This is a genomic window from Marinibacterium sp. SX1 (assembly GCF_050389775.1).
Lineage (GTDB): Bacteria > Pseudomonadota > Alphaproteobacteria > Rhodobacterales > Rhodobacteraceae > Marinibacterium.
The window spans coordinates 1349843-1369385 of the sequence record NZ_CP177144.1; the positions used below are offsets into that span (position 1 = coordinate 1349843).

General features: G+C 68.1%; 25 protein-coding genes. 10 read left to right on the forward strand and 15 right to left on the reverse strand.

Annotated elements, in window-relative coordinates:
* Nucleotides 1–193: 193 nt before the first annotated feature.
* The 13 genes from rpmE to ffh all read right to left on the reverse strand — a co-directional run bounded on the left by rpmE (nt 194) and on the right by ffh (nt 8334).
* The gene (gene rpmE, locus ACK3BB_RS05955) at nt 194–415 is read right to left on the reverse strand and encodes a 50S ribosomal protein L31 (RefSeq protein ID WP_428927811.1); all 222 of its coding nucleotides are present in this window, start codon (nt 413–415) and stop codon (nt 194–196) included.
* 11 nt (nt 416–426) lie between these two features.
* Nucleotides 427–819, reverse strand: a complete 393-nt coding sequence (rplS, locus tag ACK3BB_RS05960; protein WP_428927812.1) for a 50S ribosomal protein L19 — start codon at nt 817–819, stop codon at nt 427–429.
* 234 nt (nt 820–1053) lie between these two features.
* Nucleotides 1054–1863 carry a tRNA (guanosine(37)-N1)-methyltransferase TrmD gene (gene trmD, locus ACK3BB_RS05965; RefSeq protein WP_428927813.1) on the reverse strand — a complete coding sequence of 270 codons (810 nt, stop codon included), beginning with the start codon at nt 1861–1863 and terminating at the stop codon, nt 1054–1056.
* Complete coding sequence (locus ACK3BB_RS05970) at nt 1860–2633, reverse strand: hypothetical protein (RefSeq protein ID WP_428927814.1); 774 nt, start codon at nt 2631–2633, stop codon at nt 1860–1862. The genes trmD and ACK3BB_RS05970 overlap by 4 nt, the downstream gene beginning before the upstream one ends.
* A 5-nt stretch (nt 2634–2638) precedes the next feature.
* Nucleotides 2639–3142, reverse strand: a complete 504-nt coding sequence (gene rimM / locus ACK3BB_RS05975; RefSeq protein ID WP_428927815.1) for a ribosome maturation factor RimM — start codon at nt 3140–3142, stop codon at nt 2639–2641.
* Between the two features lie 135 nt (nt 3143–3277).
* Nucleotides 3278–3664, reverse strand: coding sequence for a 30S ribosomal protein S16 (gene rpsP / locus ACK3BB_RS05980; RefSeq protein WP_428927816.1), 387 nt, complete (start codon nt 3662–3664; stop codon nt 3278–3280).
* A 55-nt stretch (nt 3665–3719) separates the two neighbouring features.
* Nucleotides 3720–4019: a chorismate mutase gene (locus ACK3BB_RS05985; protein ID WP_428927817.1), complete on the reverse strand. Its 300-nt coding sequence runs from the start codon at nt 4017–4019 to the stop codon at nt 3720–3722.
* On the reverse strand, nt 4012–4617 hold the full coding sequence (locus tag ACK3BB_RS05990; protein WP_428927818.1) for a GNAT family N-acetyltransferase: 606 nt from the start codon (nt 4615–4617) through the stop codon (nt 4012–4014). The genes ACK3BB_RS05985 and ACK3BB_RS05990 overlap by 8 nt, the downstream gene beginning before the upstream one ends.
* A complete protein-coding gene (locus ACK3BB_RS05995) occupies nt 4614–5156 on the reverse strand; it encodes a GNAT family N-acetyltransferase (RefSeq protein WP_428927819.1) in 543 nt (180 codons plus the stop codon). The genes ACK3BB_RS05990 and ACK3BB_RS05995 overlap by 4 nt, the downstream gene beginning before the upstream one ends.
* Nucleotides 5153–5680 (reverse strand): GNAT family N-acetyltransferase, encoded by a 528-nt coding sequence (locus tag ACK3BB_RS06000; protein ID WP_428927820.1) that lies wholly within the window; start codon nt 5678–5680, stop codon nt 5153–5155. The genes ACK3BB_RS05995 and ACK3BB_RS06000 overlap by 4 nt, the downstream gene beginning before the upstream one ends.
* Nucleotides 5677–6204 (reverse strand): GNAT family N-acetyltransferase, encoded by a 528-nt coding sequence (locus tag ACK3BB_RS06005; RefSeq protein ID WP_428927821.1) that lies wholly within the window; start codon nt 6202–6204, stop codon nt 5677–5679. The genes ACK3BB_RS06000 and ACK3BB_RS06005 overlap by 4 nt, the downstream gene beginning before the upstream one ends.
* Nucleotides 6201–6716: a GNAT family N-acetyltransferase gene (locus ACK3BB_RS06010; RefSeq protein WP_428927822.1), complete on the reverse strand. Its 516-nt coding sequence runs from the start codon at nt 6714–6716 to the stop codon at nt 6201–6203. The genes ACK3BB_RS06005 and ACK3BB_RS06010 overlap by 4 nt, the downstream gene beginning before the upstream one ends.
* Before the next feature lie 103 nt (nt 6717–6819).
* Entirely contained in the window at nt 6820–8334 is a 1515-nt protein-coding gene (gene ffh, locus ACK3BB_RS06015) for a signal recognition particle protein (RefSeq protein ID WP_428927823.1), read from the reverse strand.
* Between the two features lie 198 nt (nt 8335–8532).
* Between ffh and ACK3BB_RS06020 the strand changes: the two genes are divergently transcribed.
* Nucleotides 8533–9243, forward strand: coding sequence for a class I SAM-dependent methyltransferase (locus ACK3BB_RS06020; RefSeq protein WP_428927824.1), 711 nt, complete (start codon nt 8533–8535; stop codon nt 9241–9243).
* 17 nt (nt 9244–9260) lie between these two features.
* On the opposite strand, the gene ACK3BB_RS06025 is transcribed toward ACK3BB_RS06020, so the two are convergent.
* The gene (locus tag ACK3BB_RS06025; RefSeq protein ID WP_428927825.1) at nt 9261–10010 is read right to left on the reverse strand and encodes an aspartate/glutamate racemase family protein; all 750 of its coding nucleotides are present in this window, start codon (nt 10008–10010) and stop codon (nt 9261–9263) included.
* 489 nt (nt 10011–10499) lie between these two features.
* On the opposite strand from ACK3BB_RS06025, the gene ACK3BB_RS06030 reads away from it, so the two are divergent.
* Together ACK3BB_RS06030 and ACK3BB_RS06035 are read left to right on the forward strand one after the other, a co-directional pair.
* On the forward strand, nt 10500–11378 hold the full coding sequence (locus tag ACK3BB_RS06030; RefSeq protein ID WP_428927826.1) for a LysR family transcriptional regulator: 879 nt from the start codon (nt 10500–10502) through the stop codon (nt 11376–11378).
* Nucleotides 11379–11472: 94 nt separating this feature from the next.
* A complete protein-coding gene (locus tag ACK3BB_RS06035) occupies nt 11473–12387 on the forward strand; it encodes a DMT family transporter (RefSeq protein ID WP_428927827.1) in 915 nt (304 codons plus the stop codon).
* On the opposite strand, the gene ACK3BB_RS06040 is transcribed toward ACK3BB_RS06035, so the two are convergent.
* On the reverse strand, nt 12384–12812 hold the full coding sequence (locus ACK3BB_RS06040; protein WP_428927828.1) for an ArsR/SmtB family transcription factor: 429 nt from the start codon (nt 12810–12812) through the stop codon (nt 12384–12386). The genes ACK3BB_RS06035 and ACK3BB_RS06040 overlap by 4 nt on opposite strands.
* A 229-nt stretch (nt 12813–13041) precedes the next feature.
* Here ACK3BB_RS06040 and ACK3BB_RS06045 point away from each other — a divergent pair, with 229 nt between their 5' ends.
* The 7 genes from ACK3BB_RS06045 (at nt 13042) to clpB (ending at nt 19499) form a co-directional block, all read left to right on the forward strand.
* The gene (locus ACK3BB_RS06045) at nt 13042–13434 is read left to right on the forward strand and encodes an AtpZ/AtpI family protein (protein ID WP_428927829.1); all 393 of its coding nucleotides are present in this window, start codon (nt 13042–13044) and stop codon (nt 13432–13434) included.
* Between the two features lie 3 nt (nt 13435–13437).
* A complete protein-coding gene (locus ACK3BB_RS06050) occupies nt 13438–14226 on the forward strand; it encodes a F0F1 ATP synthase subunit A (protein WP_428927830.1) in 789 nt (262 codons plus the stop codon).
* 70 nt (nt 14227–14296) lie between these two features.
* Entirely contained in the window at nt 14297–14521 is a 225-nt protein-coding gene (locus tag ACK3BB_RS06055) for a F0F1 ATP synthase subunit C (RefSeq protein ID WP_163847354.1), read from the forward strand.
* Between the two features lie 88 nt (nt 14522–14609).
* On the forward strand, nt 14610–15161 hold the full coding sequence (locus tag ACK3BB_RS06060; protein ID WP_428927831.1) for a F0F1 ATP synthase subunit B': 552 nt from the start codon (nt 14610–14612) through the stop codon (nt 15159–15161).
* A gap of 5 nt (nt 15162–15166) precedes the next feature.
* The gene (locus ACK3BB_RS06065; protein WP_428927832.1) at nt 15167–15739 is read left to right on the forward strand and encodes a F0F1 ATP synthase subunit B; all 573 of its coding nucleotides are present in this window, start codon (nt 15167–15169) and stop codon (nt 15737–15739) included.
* Between the two features lie 175 nt (nt 15740–15914).
* Nucleotides 15915–16754, forward strand: coding sequence for a phosphate ABC transporter ATP-binding protein (locus tag ACK3BB_RS06070; protein WP_428927833.1), 840 nt, complete (start codon nt 15915–15917; stop codon nt 16752–16754).
* A gap of 126 nt (nt 16755–16880) precedes the next feature.
* Complete coding sequence (gene clpB, locus ACK3BB_RS06075; protein WP_428927834.1) at nt 16881–19499, forward strand: ATP-dependent chaperone ClpB; 2619 nt, start codon at nt 16881–16883, stop codon at nt 19497–19499.
* The last annotated feature ends 44 nt before the right edge of the window (nt 19500–19543 follow it).

The window sequence follows — 19543 nt, forward strand, 5'->3', positions numbered from 1 at the left end:
GGACCGGATCGCCGCGCCGTGCCGCGGTTCGGGCATTGCTCAATTGCCTGGTTACCGATGTCTCCGTCTTCACCGACTCATCCTGCGTCATCTCCGTTGCGCGCAGAGTGGGGCCTGAAGATTGCCAAACCGTCACCGGAAACGAAAAACGCCGCCCCGGAGGGCGGCGTTTCGAACGTCGGGAAGGGGGTGCTTAGAAGCCCAGGCCTTCGTATTTCTTCTTGAACTTCGACACACGGCCGCCCTGGTCCATCAGGCGGGTGTTGCCGCCGGTCCAGGCCGGGTGCGAGGTCGGGTCGATGTCCAGCGACAGCTGGTCGCCTTCCTTGCCCCAGGTCGACTTCATCTGGATGACGGTGCCATCGGTCATCTTGACGTCGATGAGGTGGTAATCCGGGTGGATGTCTTTTTTCATCGGTCGGTTCCTCAGGCTTCGGCGTCGGCCTTGGCGGCCTTCGGCTTGTAGTTGGACACTTCCGCGATCCGGGCCGACTTGCCGCGGCGCGAACGCAGGTAGTAGAGCTTGGCGCGGCGGACGCGGCCACGGCGCACCACGGTGATGCTCTCGATGTTGGTCGAGTAGAGCGGGAACACCCGTTCCACGCCTTCACCGAAGGAAATCTTGCGCACGGTGAACGAACCGGCGATGCCTTCGCCGTTCTTGCGGCTGATGCAGACACCTTCGTAGTTCTGCACACGGGTCCGCGTGCCTTCGGTCACCTTGTAACCGACGCGGATGGTGTCGCCGGCCTTGAAATCGGGGATTTCTTTCCCCAGCGAGGCGATCTGTTCCGCCTCGAGTTGTGCGATCAGGTCCATCTGATCAACTCCTGAGCTGCTCGCGGTTAGCTCCGCGAAGGTCTGGCGCCTCAGAGCTCCGGTCTTCTGTCGGGTTCGCCGCGGCGCCCGCCGGAGGGTTCAGGTCACGTATCTTTGGTCACATGGTCCGCCGGAACCCCGAAAGAAGCATGCCGGGTCAGCAACAGGACACATGGCCCGATTCCCCCAAGGAGGGGGCGGGCCAGCGCCGTATAGGCACAACGGGCCCGGCGATCAAGGCTTTTCGCGGTCCTTGCGCGCGGTGAAGGCGGCCCAGAGATCGGGCCGGCGGGCGCGGGTGATGGCCTCGGCCTGGTCATGGCGCCACGCGGCGATGCGCCCGTGGTGGCCCGACATCAGGACTTCGGGGATCGGCTGGCCCTGCCAATCGGCGGGCCGGGTGTATTGCGGATGTTCCAGCAGCCCGTCCGAGAAGCTTTCCTCGACGGCCGAGGACGCGTTGCCCAGCACGCCGGGCATCAGCCGGACGGTGGCATCGATCAGGGCCTGGGCGGCGATCTCGCCTCCGGTCATGACAAAATCGCCCAGCGAGACTTCCTGCACGCCGTAATGTTGCAGCACCCGCTCGTCGATGCCTTCGAAGCGGCCGCAGATCAGGGTGATGCCGTCGGTGCGGGCCAGGGTGCGCATCATCGGTTGGTCCATCCGCCGGCCGCGCGGCGACAGGTAGATCAGCGGCCAGTTCGGCGAAGTGCCGGCCATGGCCTGTTCGATGGCCGGGCCCAGCACGTCGGCGCGCAGCACCATGCCCGCCCCGCCACCGGCCGGGGTGTCGTCGACATTGCGGTGCTTGCCGATGCCGAACTCGCGCAGGTCGATGGTTTCCAGCTGCCACAGCCCGTCCTGCAGGGCCTTGCCCGTCAGGCTTTCGCCCAGCACGCCGGGAAAGGCCGAGGGGAACAGCGTGATGATCCGGGCCTTCCAGACCCCGTGCAGGTCGGGCGTGGCGGTCATCAGCTCGCGCGGGCGGGCCGAGATGCGGATGGCCTTGCGGCCCAGCGAACGTGAGGGGGTGTCGGTCACGTGTAATCCTCCTCGCGGATGGCGGCCCGGGCGCGTTCCCAGTCGGGCTGGGGCAGGTCGGAGCGGTTCAGCTGCAGCACGGCCTCGACCCAGGCCGCGGGCGGGGCGGTGTTGACCGGGCCGGGCAGGGCGGCGGTGGCCAGGCAGGCGGCGGGCAGGTCGAGCCGGTCGAAGAGCGGGGCCAGGGGGTTGGCCGAACAGGCCTCGATCGGGGTCTGCGAGACATCGGCCGGGGCCACGGCCGCGCTGACATTGGCGATGATCGGGGTGAAATCGGCCGAGGCCGACATGCGGTGGACATAGCTGTCCGCATCTTCGGTGATGCGCGTGGCACGCAGGTGCTGGGCATGGGACGAGCGCAGCCAGGGCTCGGCCGCGCGGGTCGAGAAATGCACGCCGACCTCGGCCTCGGGCTGGGCGGCCATGATGGCGCCCACGATCCAGGACAGGATGCGCGGCGCGGCGCCGTAATCGGCCAGGTCGTGGCGGCCGGGCATGTGGCCGCAGAGGTCTTCGGAACTGATCAGCACCGGGCGCGGGTCGGAGGGATCGAGCCGGCCGGCCAGTTCGGCGGCCTCGTAGCGGATCAGCCCGGCATCGACGGGATCATGGCCGTCGGACCAGGCCCGGGCGGCCTGGCGCAGGCTGCGGGTCTGGCCGGGCAGGCGGATGCGCAGGAAGGGCGCCAGAGCGTCGCGGTTGCGGCGCAGGGCAGCCTGGACCGAGGTTGTCCCGGTCTTGTGGAACCCGGCGTGGATCAGCACGCGCATGGGTGTCAGAACAGCCCGTCGGGCGGGTCGGCGATGATCCGGCCGGCCGACAGGTCGACCGTGGGCACGGCGGCCAGGGTGAAGGGCAGCAGGATAGTCTGTTTCAGGCCCGGCCCGTGGATTTCCAGCAGGTCGGTCGCGCCGTGGTTCAGCACCGATTTGACCCGGCCCAGCCGGGTGCCCCCGGTGTCGAAGACATCGAGGCCGATCAGGTCGGCATGGTAATATTCGTCGTCGGCCGGGGCCGGCAGGCGGTCGCGGTCGACGTAAAGCCGGGTGCCCTTGAGCGCGTCGGCCTGTTCCTTGGTGGCCACGCCGCCCAGCCGGGCGGCAAAGCCGTTTTTCACTCTGCGGACGATGCGCACGGAAAATTCCCGTGCGCCGTCCTCGGTTGCCAGGGGGCCATAGGTCGCGATGGCCTCGGGCTCGGCGCAGAAGCTTTTCAGCCGCACCTCGCCGCGCACGCCGAACGAGCCGGCGATGGCGCCGACGCAGAGCCGGTCCGTCATACCGGTGCTCCCTTCCGGGGCCTGGCCCCTTGGATCATGGGCATGGTCGCGCCCCCTGAAAACCCTGCAACCCGGTCCGGGCCGACGGGTGACGCTGGCCTTCGGCAGCGCCCCACCCGCCGTCCCGCAACCGGATCATTCCGCTGCGGCGTCCTCGGCCGGAGCAGCTGCGGCTTCGGCCGCTTCGGCTGCCTTGGCGGCTTTCTCTTCGGCCCGTTCCTGGGCTTTCTTGCCGGGTGCGCCCTTCTTGGGGTTGTTGCGCTCGGCCTTGTCGCGGTTGCCTGCGGCTTCCAGCATGCGGGCGATCCGGTCGGTCGGCTGGGCGCCCTGGTCGAGCCAGTACTGCACGCGCTCCATGTCCATCTGGACGCGCTGTTCGCTGTCCTTGGGCAGAAGCGGGTTGTAGGTGCCCAGCTTCTCGATGAAACGGCCGTCGCGCGGCATGCGGCTGTCGGCCGCCACGATGCGGTAGAAGGGGCGTTTCTTCGAGCCACCACGGGCCAGTCGGATCTTCATAGCCATTGTCTGTTCTCCTTATCGAATGGCGTTTGGATGTAGGGCGGGGTTCACCCCGCCGTCACGATTGATGTTTCCGGTGATGCCGGATCACTTCCTGGATGATGAAGTTCAGGAAAGCCTTGGCGAACTCGGGATCGAGATCCGCCTGCCGCGCCAGCTCTTCGAGCCGGGCGATCTGTTTCTCCTCGCGCGCCGGGTCCGACGGCGGCAGGTCGTGTTCGGCCTTGAGCTTGCCCACGGCCTGCGTGTGCTTGAACCGCTCGCCGAGGGTGTAGACCAGGATGGCGTCCAGCCGGTCGATGCTCGCGCGGTGCTCCTTGAGGATCTCGGCGGCACGGGTGATTGCGTCGTCAGTCAAGGGACCATCCTTTCGGCTTGAAGAGCGGGTCGCGGTAATGGCTGATTTCCATCTCGATGCCATGGGCCAGCTGGGTGCCGTCCAGCTCGGCCGGCCCGGGATGGCGGTAGACCGCGTCGTTGCCGTCGATCGTCGGCGCGTCGTGGTCCTTGCGCGCACCCAGCCGTTCGGCCAGGCGGATGGAATCCAGGTTCTTGGGGTCGATGTAGCTCACCGCCCCGGCCCAGCCCAGCCGGTCATAGAAATAGCCCCGCGCGGCATGGGTCGCTTCCAGCGCATAGCCCCGGCCGGCCTTGTCGGGCCAGATCACCCAGGCGATCTCGGGCTCGGGCCATTTCGCCGGTTTCCAGCCTCCGGCCATGCCGTAGGTCTCGTCGGTGTCGCGGTCGTGGATCATCCACATGCCGTAGCCCCGGATCTGCCAATGGCCGATCTCGGCGGCATAGAGCATCCAGGCCTCGTAGGTCGACAGCGGCCCGCCCATGAACCGGGCGCGGTAGCTGGTGAAGGTGGCCTTGAAATCGGGGTAATCGCCGGGCTCGGGGCCGCGCAGGACCAGCCGGTCGGTCTCCAGGACGGGAATGTCGGGCAGGGTCATGCCAGCGCCTCCGGTCCGGGGTGGCGGAAGACCAGCGTGCCCTCCCAACCGGGCAGGTCGGGATGGCTGGCGGCATCGTCCAGCGTGGCACCCAGCCGCCTGGCCAGGGCGATCGAGCGGGCATTGTCGGGGTCGATATAGCTGACGGCCGTGGGCCAGCCCAGCGTGTCATAGGCCCAGCGGCGCGTGGCCGTGGCGGCCTCGAAGACCAGCCCGCGGCCTTCGGTCGCCGGCGACCAGGCCGACCAGCCGAATTCGGGTTCGACCCAGCCTTCGGGGAAGAACGGGCCGACGGCGCCCAGCGGCGTGCCGCTGGCCTTGTCGCAATAGATGAACAGGCCATAGCCGCGCATGACCCAATGGCCGGTCAGGTGGCCCATGGTGCGCCAGGCCTGGAACCGGCTTTGCGGTCCGCCCATGTAGCGCGACCTGTCGTCCATCAGGAAGGCCATGCCCGGTTCCATGTCACCGGCCTGCGGCGCGCGCAGGATCAGGCGTTCGGTTTCCAGGACCGGGGTATCGGACAGCATCACGCTCATGCCAGTGACCCCCGCGAGGGATGGCGCCAGATCAGCAATTCGCCGTAATCGGCATGGTGAAAGCTGCCGTCGCGCTGCGCGCCCATCCGCCGGGCCAGGGCGACCGACCGGTCGTTGCCCGGGGTGGTGCAGGAAATCACGCTGTCCCAGCCCAGGGTGTCATAGACATAGCCCCGCGCGGCCAAGGCGGCCTCGTAGGCGATGCCCCGGCCCTCGGCGGCGGCAAAGACCGTCCAGGCGATCTCGGGCTCGGGCCAGGTGATGGGATAGAACGGCCCGACGATGCCCAGCGGTTCGTTGCTTTGCTTGTCGGCGACCATCCAGCGGCCGAAGCCGCGCAGCGACCATTGGCCGATGATGGCCGAAAGCTTGTGAAAGGCCTGGTCCAGCGTGAAGGGCCCGCCGACGCCGGCCGAGCGCTCGGACTGGCAGAAGGCCGCATAGGCATCGAGATCCGTCGCCGTCGGCGCGCGCAGCACCAGCCGGTCGGTTTCCAGGGTGGGGATGAGCACCGGGTGGGTCATGCCACGCCTTCCTTGGTCGGGGGCAGGGCGGTCAGGTCATGCACGATGACCACGTCGCCGGGGGCCTCGCCACGGGCGTCGGGGTCGATCACCCCGCCGATGCGCTGGCCGAGCGCGATCGACCGGGCGTTGGCCGGGTCGATGATGTTGATCAGGCGGGTCCAGCCCAGATCGGCGCGGGCCCAGGCCATGACGGCCCGGGCGGCCTCGGCGGCGATGCCCCGGCCTTCGGCCTCTGGCACGACGAACCAGCCCAGTTCCGGGCCGGGATAACCGTCGGGTTCATAGATGCCGACCTCGCCCAGGTAATCCCCGGTGTCACGGTCGTCGATGCCGAAGGGGCCGTAGCCGCGCAGCTGCCAGATGGCCACGTCCGAGGCCCAGACCCGCCAGGCCGCGTCACGTTCCATCATGCCGCGTTCGTGGATCGACCGGGGCGAGGCGAAGAACGCTGCCCAATGTTCGAAATCGGCCAGTTTCGGCGCGCGCAGGATCAGGCGGTCGGTGGTCAGCGTCGGGATCATGCGACACCCTCCGCGGCGGGGCGGTGGCGGTAGACCACATCTGCGTCGTCGTAGCTCTTCGCCTCGGGGTCGACCACGGCGCCCAGCCGCTCGGCAAGATGGCACGAGCGGGTGTTCCGGCGGTCGATGTAGCTCACCAGCGTCGGTACGCCGAGGGCGGCGAATGCGTAATCCCGCGCGGCACTGGCGGCCTCAAAGGCCAGCCCCCGGCCCTCGAACCCGTCGAACAGGATCCAGCCAAGTTCGAGTTCGGGGAAATGCGGCGGCTGCGAGATGCAGACCTGTCCCGCGAGCGCGCCGTCGCGGGTCTCGATCGCCCAGCCGCCATGGCCGCAGAGCGCCCAGGAGCCGGTTTCGGAGGCAAAGCCGTACCACAGGTGGGTGCGTGTGCTCGGGCCGTCCACGTATTCGGCGCGGGGGCTTTGGAAGAAGTCCCAGAACGCCTCCATGTCGGAGAGCACATGCGGGCGCAGACGGGTGCGCGCGGTGTCGATGATCGGAGCGGCTGTCATGGCGTGACCCAATGGCCGCGCTGCTGCGCGACACCATACATCAGCGGGAGGTCGACGCGATACGTCACCCCGAGGACAGGTTTATGTGGCCAGCCGCGTGTCATCACTTCTTCTTGCCGAAGCCCGAAAGACCCGGGGGCAGGCCCATGCCGCCGCCGAGGCCGGGCAGACCACCGGGCATGCCGCCCGGCATCTTGCCGCCGGCGGCCTTGGCCGCGGCTTCCAGCGCCTTGGGGTCCATGCCGGCGGCCATGTCGGCCGGGTTGCCACCCTTGCCCATCATCGCCTTCATGGCCTGTTTCATCATGCCGCCCTTGGACTTGCCCATCTTCTTCATCATGTCGCCCATCTGGCGGTGCATCTTCAGAAGCTTGTTCAGGTCGGACACGTCCTGACCCGCACCGGCGGCGATGCGCTTCTTGCGCGAGGCCTGCAGCAGCTTGGGGTTCACCCGTTCCTTCTTGGTCATCGACTGGATCAGCGCGATCTGGCGCTTGATGATCCGGTCGTCGAAACCGGCATCCTCGATCTGCTTGGCCATCTTGCCCATGCCCGGCAGCATCGACATCATGCCCTCCATGCCGCCCATCTTGAGCATCTGCTCGAGCTGCATCTTGAGGTCGTTCATCGAGAACTGACCCTTGGCCATGCGGCGCATCATCTTCTCGGCTTCCGCCGCCTCGATGGTTTCCTGGGCCTTCTCGACCAGGGCCACGATGTCGCCCATGCCCAGGATCCGGCCGGCGATCCGGTCGGGTTCAAAGGTCTCGATGGCGTCCATCTTCTCGCCCAGGCCGACGAAGCGGATCGGCTTGCCGGTCACCGCGCGCATCGACAGCGCCGCACCGCCGCGGCCATCGCCGTCCATCCGGGTCAACACCACGCCGGTCACGCCGATCTTGTCGTCGAACTCGGTCGCAACGTTGACGGCGTCCTGGCCGGTCAGGCCGTCGACCACCAGCAGGGTTTCACGCGGGTTGGCCACGTCGCGCACGGCGGCGGCCTGGGCGATCAGCTCCTGGTCGATATGCAGACGGCCCGCGGTGTCGAGCATGTAGACGTCATAGCCACCAAGGCTTGCCTGGGTCTTGGCGCGCTTGGCGATCTGGACCGGATCCTCGCCCTTGACGATGGGCAGGGTATCGACGCCGATCTGGGTGCCCAGGATCGCCAGCTGCTCCATGGCCGCCGGGCGGTTGGTGTCGAGCGAGGCCATCAGAACGCGCTTGCCTTCGCGGTCCTTCAGACGCTTGGCGAGCTTGGCGGTGGTGGTCGTCTTGCCCGAGCCCTGCAGGCCGACCATCAGGATCGGGGCCGGGGGCGTGTCGATCTTGAGAGCGCCGGGATCGCCTTCGCCGGCCAGCGTGGCGACCAGCGCGTCATGCACGATCTTGACGACCTGCTGGCCCGGGGTGACCGACTTGGTCACGGCCTGGCCGGTGGCCTGGTCCTGCACGCGCTTGACGAAATCGCGGGCCACGGGCAGCGAGACATCGGCCTCGAGCAAGGCCACGCGAACCTCGCGCAGGGCGGTCTTGACGTCGTCCTCGGACAGCGCGCCCTGTTTCGTCAGCCGGTCGAATACACCTGAAAGGCGCTCGGACAGATTTTCAAACATGTCTTCGGCCTCCTGCGCCGTTACGTCTTTGCCGGTCCGAATGTAAGGGCCGACGGCTCAATGCACAAACGCCCCCACGGGCGCAACGCGCTGGTGGAGGGCGATCCCGGCATGGTGCCGGGACCGGAAGGCGGGCTTCCGGTGGATTGCCCGGTGCGATAGAGGGCACGGGAGGGTGAGTCAAGGTGGAATGCACGGATGTCGGATGGATGGGACGCCTCGGCCGGGGCCTGGATCGCCGAGCAGGGCGCGGCGGGGGATTTCGCCCGGGCCTTCACGCTGGATGCGCCGATGCAGGCCCGGGTGCGGGCCGCGGCGCCCGGGCGGGTGCTGGACGTGGGCTGTGGCGAAGGCCGGTTCTGCCGCTGGCTGGCCGGGCAGGGCATCGCGGCGGTGGGGCTGGACCCGACAGCCGGGCTGCTGGACCGGGCGCGGGCGCTGCACCCCGAGGGCACCTATCACCAGGGCCAGGCCGAGGCGCTGCCCTTCGGTGACGGGGTCTTTGACATGGCCATCAGCTACCTGACCCTGATCGACATCGCCGATTACCGCGCGGCGATCGCCGAGATGGCCCGGGTGCTGCGGCCGGGCGGGCGGCTGCTGGTGGCCAACCTGCAGGGTTATCATACCTGCGGCGACGGCCGGGCCGACTGGCAGGCTGACGGCTCGGCCCGGGTGCGGCTGGATCGCTACCTCGTGGAACGGGCGGCCTGGGCGGAATGGCGGGGCATCCGCATCCGCAACTGGCACCGGCCGCTGGGGGCCTACATGCAGGCCTTCCTGTCCGCCGGGCTGGAGCTGCGCCATTTCGACGAACCGGCGCCGGTGGGCGGGGCCGAGCCCAAGCAGACGCGCAATACACATGCGCCGTTCTTCCATGTCATGGAGTGGCAGCGGCCGGCGGGCTGAGGGCCGCGGGGCCGGGATCAGCCGGCCATTTCGGGCAGGGCACGGGCCAGGGCGGCGGCGACATGGGTGGCCGAGGGGTTGATGAAGAGATGGCCGTCGGCTTCAAAGACAGGCACGTCGCGGTGTTCGGGAAAGGCCAGGGGCAGTTCGGTGCAGGCCAGGATGACGGCCGTGCCCGGCGCGGCATGGCGGTTGCACATGTCCAGCACCCGGGCCCGCGCCCGGTCGGACGCGCCGCCGTGGAAATCGGTGTCGATGATGTCCTGCATCAGGGTGATGTCGTCTTCGGGCAGGCGGGCATTGGCCGCCACGCATTCGGCTTCCAAGGCCAGGGCGTAATCGCGGGCCTGCATCGTGACCGAGGTGCCCAGAACCAGCGCCCGGTCCGCCCCGGCATCGGCCGTGGCCGCAGCGGTGGTGTCGAGGATCGACAGCACGGGCAGGCTGACCCCCCGGCGGATGGCGGCCAGCCGGGCATGGGGCGTGTTCGAGGCGATGACCGCAAAGGCACAGCCCGCGCCCTGCAGGGTCAGCAGGGCGGTGCGGAAGACGGCATCGAACCCGGCCCAGCTGTCCTCGTCGCCGGGCCGGCCGCGCAGCGCCCGGGTCTGGGCCTGCACGACGCTTTCGATGGTGATCGGCGGGATGGGCAGGGGCGGTCGATGGCCCCGCGCGGCATAGACCCGGCCGGCGCCTTCCGCGATGGCCCGGTAGTAATCGAGGGTCGAGGCCCAGCCGACCCCGCCGAGAATGCCGATCTTTCTCATTGCCTGCCCCTTCTTCTGCCGGCCGCCCGGTGTCTTTTCGTGTCGCGCCGGTCGTCCCATGTCGCGCCGCCCGGTTCCGCCCCATGCTGACCCATGCCGGGATGTACCGCCGGGGTCCGTGCCCTGTGGCCTCGCGGACCATCCCGCGGCCGGGGCGCGCCGTCCTGTCCGACCCACCTTGCGCCAGGGCGCGGGGCGGGGCCAGCGATTTTGGTGCTGCCGTCGGAGGAATGGCTTGGGCACGGCCCCTTCAGCGGCCCTGACAAGACACCCGCCCGGCCCGGGCACGGCGCAGTCACGGCACGGTCACGGGGCGTTCAACAGCGAATAACGGGCCAGTCTCGGGCCAATCACGGGCCGATCAAGCGGCAGGCGATCGACCGGCCCCGGCCGGCCGATGACACGGGGCTCAGGGGAAGACCCTTGAATTCACGAACATCCCTGCGCAAAACCAGACCTGAATGTGAGCATTTGCACAGGTTGGGCTTGATGGAGAATTGGGACGAGGTCCGCACGGCCTACCAGGTGGTGCGGCTTGGCACGGTCAGCGGGGCGGCCGATGTGCTGGGGGTGCACCATGCCACCGTGATCCGCCATATCGATGCCCTCGAAGCCCGGCTGGGTGTCAAGCTGTTCCAGCGCCATGCCCGGGGCTATACCCCGACCGAGGCCGGCCAGGACCTGGCCCGGGTTGCCCAGGCCACCGAGGACCAGTTCAACCAGCTGGCCGGGCGGATGAAGGGCCAGGGCGACAGCATGACCGGCGAGCTGGTCGTGACCTCGCTGGAGTCCTTTGCCCCGCTGATCGTGCCGGCCCTGGCGGCGTTCCAGCAGGCCCATGACGAGCTGACCGTGCGTTTCCTGACCGGCGAGCGGCTGTTCCGCCTGGAATATGGCGAAGCCCATGTGGCCATCCGGGCGGGCACCGCGCCGGACCAGCCGGACAATGTCGTCCAGCCCTTCGCCTCGCAGCGCGCGGCGCTTTATGCCTCGCGGGGCTATGTCGAGCGCCACGGCCTGCCCGAGGGGCCGGGCGATTTCGCCGGTCACCGGTTTGTCGGCCATGACGACGCCGATTTCCGCGCGCCCTATGCCCGGTGGATGCGCGCCCATGCGCCGGACGCCCGCTTCGTGTTCCGCTCGACCGATTTCCTGTCGATCCAGGAGGCCATCGCGGCAGGGGCGGGCATCGGGTTCATCCCCTGTTGCGATGCCGCCCGGCGCGATGACCTGGTCGAGGTCATGCCGCCGATCCCCGACTGGGCCGCGCCGCTGTGGCTGGTCACCCATGTCGACCTGCACCGGACCCACAAGGTCCAGACCTTCCTGCAATTCCTCAAGGAACGCGCCCGGGACTGGCCGCTGTGACGGCTGCCGTTCGCGGTCCGGCCGCTTCGGTCCGGCCGGGCGCCGCGCGCTTGTGCCCGGTGCGGCGGGCCGCGTGGCCGATGAAAGGGACCCGATGACACGCCTGCTTGCCGGCAATCCGGCGCTTCAGGGCCACCTGGCCATGCTGACCTTTTCGGCGCTGGTCGCCGGGTCTTTCCTGCTGGGCGCCCAGGTCGCGGGCGAGATCGCCCCGGCGGCCATCAACGCCCTGCGCTTTGCCCTGGCCGCGATCATCATCGGCATCGCGGCCATGGCCACAGGGGGCATCCCGCGCGGCGCCGCCCGCGCGCCGTGGCGGTACCTCGTGCTGGGCGGGTTCTTTGCGCTGTATTTCCTGCTGATGTTCGAAGGGCTGAAGACCGCCTCGGCGCTCAATACCTCGGCCGTCTTCACTTTGACCCCGGTGCTGTCGGCCGGTTTCGGCCTGGTCCTGCTGGGCCAGGTCACCACCCGGCGCATGGCCCTGGCCCTGGCCATCGGGGCCCTGGGCGCGGTCTGGGTCATCTTTCGCGGCGATTGGCAGGCGGCCCGGGCGATGGATATCGGGCGCGGCGAGGTGATTTTCTTCTTCGGCTGCGTCAGCCACGCGGTCTATACGCCACTGGTGCGCCGGCTGAACCGGGGCGAGCGGCCACTGGTCTTTTCCTTCGGCATGATGATCGCCGGTTGCCTGATCCTGGGCCTGTTCGGCTGGCAGGACCTGGCCACGACGGATTGGGCCGGTCTGCGTCCGCTGGTCTGGATCACCATCGGCTATCTCGTCGTCTTTGCCTCGGCCTCGACCTTTGTCCTGCTGCAATTCGCCACGATGCGCCTGCCGTCGGCCAAGGTCATGGCCTATACCTATCTCACACCGTCCTGGGTCATCCTGCTGGAACTGGCCACGGGGCAGGGCGCCCCGCCGGCCCTGACCCTGGTCGGCATCGCGCTGACCGTCGCGGCCCTTGCCCTGCTGCTGGAAAAGGATCCCGCCGCGCCCGCGCGCTAGGGCGCCCCGGCTTCACGGCCGTTGTCTATGGCGCCTGTCTCGTCGGGGCTTGGCGTTTCGGCGTCCCCCTCTTCCGGCCCTTGCTGGCCGGCCTCGGACCCTTCGCCCGACAATTCGCGTGACAGGAACCGTTCGAACGCGTCCAGGTTGACCGGTTCGAACTGGCCGAACCCCTGCATCCAGACCGACGCCGCCTTCATCGCGTCGGGCTCCAGCTTGCACCATTTCACCCGCCCGCGCTTTTCCTGGGCAATCAGCCCGGCCCGGGTCAGGATCGCCAGGTGCTTGGAAATCGCCGCCAGCGACATCTCGAAAGGCTCGGCCACGTCGGTCACCGCCATGTCGTCTTCGAGCAACATGGCCAGGATCGCCCGGCGGGTCGGGTCGGCCAGGGCGGCAAAGACGGTGTCGAGGGGGTCGGACATGGCATCGCTGTGCCGCAGGCCGAACGGATCGTCAACCGTCCGGTTGAATATGCCATTTCCATCCTTTTGCCCCCGTCTCCCACCCTTTGCGCCACGGTCCTGTTTTCTTCTTGGTGAAAATACCCTGCAAAAACATTGCCCTAGCCGCGCAACGCCGGGGTATTTCTGGTAATTGACTCGCAGCCCTTAACTCCGTAGCAACCATGCCAACACTGCACGGGGACCCTCCTTGACCAAGCCTGACGGCGACCAGACCGACACGCAGCGCCGCGACCATCGCCTGGCGCAGCTCGAGGCACGGATCGCGGCGGCGAAGAAGGCCCAGGAACCCGAGGCGCGGAAGGAAGAGCATTATTCGCAGGCCCAGCAGGCCTGGCGCATGGTGATCGAGATGGTGGCCGGTCTGGGGATCGGCTTTGGCATGGGATACGGGCTGGATCGCCTGTTCGGGACAACCCCGTTCCTCCTCGTGCTGTTCACATTGCTGGGGCTGGCGGCCGGCATCAAGACGATGATGCGCTCGGCCGCCGAGATCCAGGCGAAACAGGTTTCGGCGGACGCCGGGACAGACGGTAACACGGCGGCTCCTTCGGGACGTCCTGCCGACGATGACAGGAGCTGAGACGTGGCAACGGAAACGCACGGCGCAGTCGAGACCCACGCAGCGGACGCCGCCCACGGCGGCAGCGGCATGAGCTTCCACCCGATGGACCAGTTCATCGTCAAGCCGCTCTTCGGTGGCGACACGGTGACCTTCATCACGCCGACCAACGTGACCTTCTGGATGCTGCTGACCGTGCTCTGCATCATCGGCCTGATGGTCCTGACCACGTCCAAGCGCGCCATCGTGCCCGGTCGCGGCCAGTCGATCGCCGAGCTGGCCTACGGCTTCGTCTACAAGATGGTCGAAGACGTCACCGGCAAGGACGGGCTGAAGTACTTCCCCTACATCATGACCCTGTTCATGTTCATCGTCGTGGCCAACTTCCTGGGCCTGATCCCCGGGTCCTTCACCACGACGTCGCATATCGCGGTCACCTCGATCCTGGGCTTCGGCGTCTTCATCGGCGTCACCGTCCTGGGCTTCGTCAAGAACGGCGCCAGCTTCCTGGGCCTGTTCTGGGTGTCGAGCGCGCCGCTGCCGCTCCGCCCGATCCTGGCGATCATCGAGGTCATTTCCTACTTCGTGCGCCCGGTCAGCCATTCCATCCGTCTGGCCGGCAACATGATGGCCGGTCACGCCGTGCTCAAGGTCTTTGCCGGCTTTGCGCAGGTCGCGGCGGTTGCCCCGGTGGCGATCCTCGGCGTCATGGCGATCTACGGGCTGGAGCTGCTCGTGGCCTTCATCCAGGCCTACGTCTTCACCATCCTGACCTGCGTGTACCTCAAGGACGCGCTGCATCCCTCTCACTGACGTGGCGGCGGGGCCAGCCCCGCCCTACGCCAACCCCATGTTCCACTTCCAATCGTAAGGAGATACTCTCATGGAAGGTCAACTCGCACATATCGGCGCAGGCATCGCAGGTCTCGGCACGGGTCTCGCAGCCCTGGGTGTCGGCAACGTGGCCGCAAACTTCCTGGCCGGCGCCCTGCGCAACCCCTCGGCTGCCGCCAGCCAGACCGCGACGCTGTTCATCGGCATCGCATTTGCAGAAGCACTGGGCATCTTCTCGTTCCTGATCGCCCTGCTCCTGATGTTCGCCGTCTAAGCACGGACGACACGATCCTTACGACGGGCGGCGCCGCGCAACGCGCGGGTCGCCCGATGGACTTAACAGCTCGCGACCGGAGGAAGTCATGGCGACTGAACCCATATACGAAGAGTTGGTCGGTGTCTGCGTGGACGCAAACGGCGGGGCCGTCGGCATGCCGCAGCTCTGCCCGGAATGGATGCCCAACCAGATCTTCTGGCTCGTCATCACTCTGATCGTCATCTACCTCGTTCTGACGCGCGTGGCCCTGCCGCGCATCGCCGGCATCCTTGCCGACCGCGCCGGAACGATCACCAATGACCTTGCCGCGGCCGAAGATCTCAAGGCCAAGGCCGTCGAGGCCGAAAAGGCCTATGACATGGCTCTTGCCGATGCCCGCGCCGAGGCGCAGCGCATCGCCGCGGACACCCGCGCAGAGATCCAGGCCGACCTGGACGAAGCCATTGCCAAGGCCGATGCCGACATCGCCGACAAGGCCGCCGAATCGGAAAAGGCCATTGCCGACATCCGCGCCGGCGCGCTGGAAAGCGTGCGCGACGTGGCCAAGGACACGGCGGCAACCATCATCGCCACCTTCGGCGGCAAACCCGACCAATCGGCCATCGACGCGGCCGTGGCCGAGCGCGTGAAAGGATAAGCCCGATGCGGATGACCCTTGCAGCTCTGCTCACCCTGCCGATGACCCTGGCCGCCGCCACCCCGGCGCTGGCCGCCTCGGGGCCGTTCTTCTCGCTGTCGAACACGAATTTCATCGTGACGATCGCCTTCATCCTGTTCATCGGCGTGCTGGCCTATTTCAAGGTGCCCGGCATGCTGGGCAAGCAGCTCGACGACCGGGCTGCCGGCATCAAGTCGGACCTGGACGAAGCCCGCGCCCTGCGGGAAGAGGCCCAGACCCTGCTGGCCTCCTACGAGCGCAAGCAGGCGCAGGTGCAGGAACAGGCCGACCGGATCGTGGCTTCGGCCAAGGCCGATGCACAGGCCGCGGCCGAACAGGCCAAGACCGACCTGGAGAAATCCATTGCCCGCCGCCTGGCCGCCGCCGAAGAGCAGATCGCCTCGGCCGAAGCCGCCGCGGTGAAGGAAGTGCGTGACCAAGCCGTGTCGGTGGCCATTGCTGTGGCCCGGGCCGAAATGGCCCGCCAGATGAGCGATGCAGATGCCAGCGCGATGATCGACGCCTCGATCGACGAGGTCGGTGCCAAGCTGCACTGACCCGCGCCAGAATTCCGCGAAGCCCCCGGCTTCGTCACGCACCCGGCCCCTGCGGCCGGGTGTTTTCGTTTGGCCTGCCGGTTTCGTGGCCCGTCCTTGCGGCAGATCAAGGCGGGCCGGGCGCGGCGGGCGCTAGGCTTGCGCAGGATGATGCCCCTGCGCAGGAGGCCGTTTGATGGGCCAGGGATCAAAGCCCGAACCGAACATCGTGACCTTTCCGTCCGGCGCCCGGCCCGGCCCGCCGCTGATCCGCCTGGAGGGCGTGACGCTGACCCAGGGCAGCCGGCGCCTGCTGGAGGGCATCGACCTGGACATCCCGCGCACCGGCATCCTCTCGCTGATCGGCCCGGCCGGGGCGGGGCAGACCAGCCTGATGAAGGCCATTGCCCGGCTGCATGACGGTGACGACCGGATCCGCCTGCAGGGGCGCATATTGATGGATGGCCGGGACATCCACGGGCCCGACAGCAATGGCGTGACCCATCGCCGGCGGTTCGGCTGGTGCGGTTCTCAGCCCGATCACCTGCCGATCTCGATCTTTGAAAACCTGGCCTATGGCGCCCGGCGCCACGGCGCGGGGGGCAGCCGGGCCGGGCTGGCCCGCCACGTGGAAACCTGCCTGACCCGCACCGGGCTGTGGGCCGACCTGCGCGACCGGCTGGACCAGACCGCCGATGCCGTGCTGGACGATGGCCAGCAGCGCCGGCTGGGCCTGGCCCGGGCGCTGGCCGGCCGGCCCGACGTGCTGCTGCTGGACGATCCGGGCCAGGGGCTGGACCCGGTGGCCACGGCCCGGCTGGGCGAGGTGCTGCTGGACCTGCGCCGCGATCATTGCCTTGTGCTGGCCGGCGCCTCGCTGGTCGAGGCGCATCGGCTGGCCGATACAGTGGCCTTCATGCAGGGCGGGCGGGTGATCGAACAGGCCCCGGCCCGGGTGTTCTTTGGCGGCCCGGCGACCGAGGCCGCCCGCCGCTTTGTCGCGGCCCAGGGCCAGGGCCGGCCGTCTGGCGGCTGAAGCGTGACAAATTCATCACAGACGCCCTTGTCAGCGCCGCAAGGGCACCCCATTTTCACCGTAAGGCCCGACCGGGGCGTGCCGATTGTGGGCGCCGCTGAACCGGGTGCTTGAAAGGAGACGATCATGGACTTGAACAAGTTCACGGAGCGGTCGCGCGGGTTCGTGCAGGCCGCACAGACCATCGCGATCCGCGAAGGGCACCAGCGACTGGCGCCCGAACATGTGCTCAAAGCCCTGATGGATGACGACCAAGGGCTGTCGGCCAACCTGATCCGCCGCGCCGGTGGCGCGCCCGAGCGGGTCGTGTCGGCCATCGAATCCGCGCTGGCCAGGATCCCGCAGGTGTCGGGCGATGCCGGCCAGACCTACCTGGACCAGAACACCGCCAAGGTGCTGGCCGAGGCCGAGAAACTGGCCCAGGCCGCGGGCGACAGCTTTGTGCCTGTCGAACGGCTGTTGATGGCGCTTTGCATGGTGAAATCCGAGGCGCAGAAGGCGCTGGAAGCCGGGGCGGTCAATGCCCAGGCCCTGAACGGCGCGATCAACGATATCCGCAAGGGGCGCACCGCCGATTCCGCATCGGCCGAAGACGGCTACGAGGCGCTGAAGAAATATTCCCGCGACCTGACCGAAGCCGCCCGCGAAGGCAAGATCGACCCGATCATCGGCCGCGATGACGAGATTCGCCGCACGATGCAGGTGCTGTCGCGCCGGACCAAGAACAACCCGGTTCTCATCGGTGAACCCGGCGTCGGCAAGACCGCCATCGCCGAGGGGCTGGCCCTGCGCATCGTCAATGGCGACGTGCCCGAATCCCTGCGCAACAAGCAATTGCTGGCGCTGGACATGGGCGCCTTGATCGCCGGTGCGAAATACCGGGGCGAATTCGAGGAGCGGCTGAAATCCGTCCTGACCGAGGTCACCGAGGCCGCGGGCGAGATCATCCTGTTCATCGACGAGATGCACACGCTGGTCGGCGCCGGCAAGACCGATGGCGCCATGGATGCGGCCAACCTGATCAAGCCTGCGCTTGCCCGGGGTGAGCTGCACTGCGTGGGGGCCACGACGCTCGACGAATACCGCAAGTATGTCGAGAAGGACGCGGCCCTGGCCCGCCGGTTCCAGCCGGTGATGGTTCAGGAGCCGACCGTCGAGGACACGATTTCGATCCTGCGCGGCATCAAGGAGAAGTACGAGCTGCACCATGGCGTGCGGGTGTCGGATTCGGCGCTGGTGTCGGCGGCGACCCTGTCGCATCGCTATATCACCGACCGGTTCCTGCCCGACAAGGCGATCGACCTCGTGGACGAGGCGGCCTCGCGTCTGCGGATGGAGGTCGACAGCAAGCCCGAGGAACTCGACGCGCTCGACCGCGAGATCCTGCAGAAACAGATCGAGGCCGAGGCCCTGCGCAAGGAAGACGATGCGGCGTCGGTCGACCGGCTGGAAACGCTGGAAAAGGACCTGGCCGAGCTGCAGGAGAAATCCGACGCGCTGACCGCCGCCTGGCAGGCGGGGCGGGACAAGCTGGCCGGTGCGCGCGAGCTGAAGGAAAAGCTGGACCGGGCGCGGGCCGACCTGGAAATCGCCAAGCGCGAGGGCAACCTGGCAAAGGCCGGCGAGCTGTCCTACGGCGTGATCCCGGACCTCGAAAAGAAGCTGGGTGAAGCCGAGGAACGCGAAGACGGCGAGATGGCGGTCGAAGAGGCCGTGCGGCCCGAACAGATCGCGGCCGTGGTCGAACGCTGGACCGGCATCCCGATGTCGAAGATGCTGGAAGGCGAGCGCGAGAAGCTGCTGCGCATGGAAGATGGCCTGCACAAGCGGGTGATCGGCCAGGAAACGGCGGTGCGGGCGGTGGCCAATGCTGTCCGCCGGGCGCGGGCCGGGCTGAATGACGAGAACCGGCCGTTGGGGTCGTTCCTGTTCCTGGGCCCGACCGGCGTCGGCAAGACCGAGCTGACCAAGGCCGTGGCCGAGTTCCTGTTCGACGACGACAACGCCATGGTGCGGATCGACATGTCGGAATTCATGGAGAAACACTCCGTGGCCCGGCTGATCGGCGCGCCTCCGGGCTATGTCGGCTATGACGAAGGGGGCGTGCTGACCGAAGCCGTGCGGCGCCGGCCCTACCAGGTCGTGCTGTTCGACGAGGTCGAAAAGGCGCATCCGGACGTGTTCAACGTGCTCCTGCAGGTGCTGGACGATGGTGTCCTGACCGATGGCCAGGGCCGGACGGTGGATTTCAAGCAGACGCTGATCATCCTGACGTCGAACCTGGGCGCCCAGGCGCTGAGCCAGCTGCCCGACGGGGCCGATGCAAAGGCCGCCAAGGGCCAGGTGATGGAAGCCGTCCGGGCGCATTTCCGGCCGGAATTCCTGAACCGGCTCGATGAGCTGGTCATCTTCGACCGGCTGGGCCGGGCGGACATGGATGGCATCGTCGACATCCAGATGGCCCGGCTTGGCAAGCGGCTGGCCGATCGCAAGATCCGGCTGGAACTGGACGAGGACGCGCGGCAATGGCTGGCGGACGAGGGCTATGACCCGGTGTTCGGGGCCCGGCCGCTCAAGCGGGTGATCCAGCGGGCGCTGCAGGATCCGCTGGCCGAGATGCTCTTGTCCGGCGATCTGAAGGATGGCGCCGTGGTGCCGGTCTCGGCCTCGGGCGAGGGGCTGCTGATCGGCGACCGGGTGTCGTCGTCCAGCCGGATGCCGCCGGAGGATGCCGTGCTGCAATAAGCGGCCGGATCGGGACCGAAATGATCGGGGCGGGGGGAGACCTC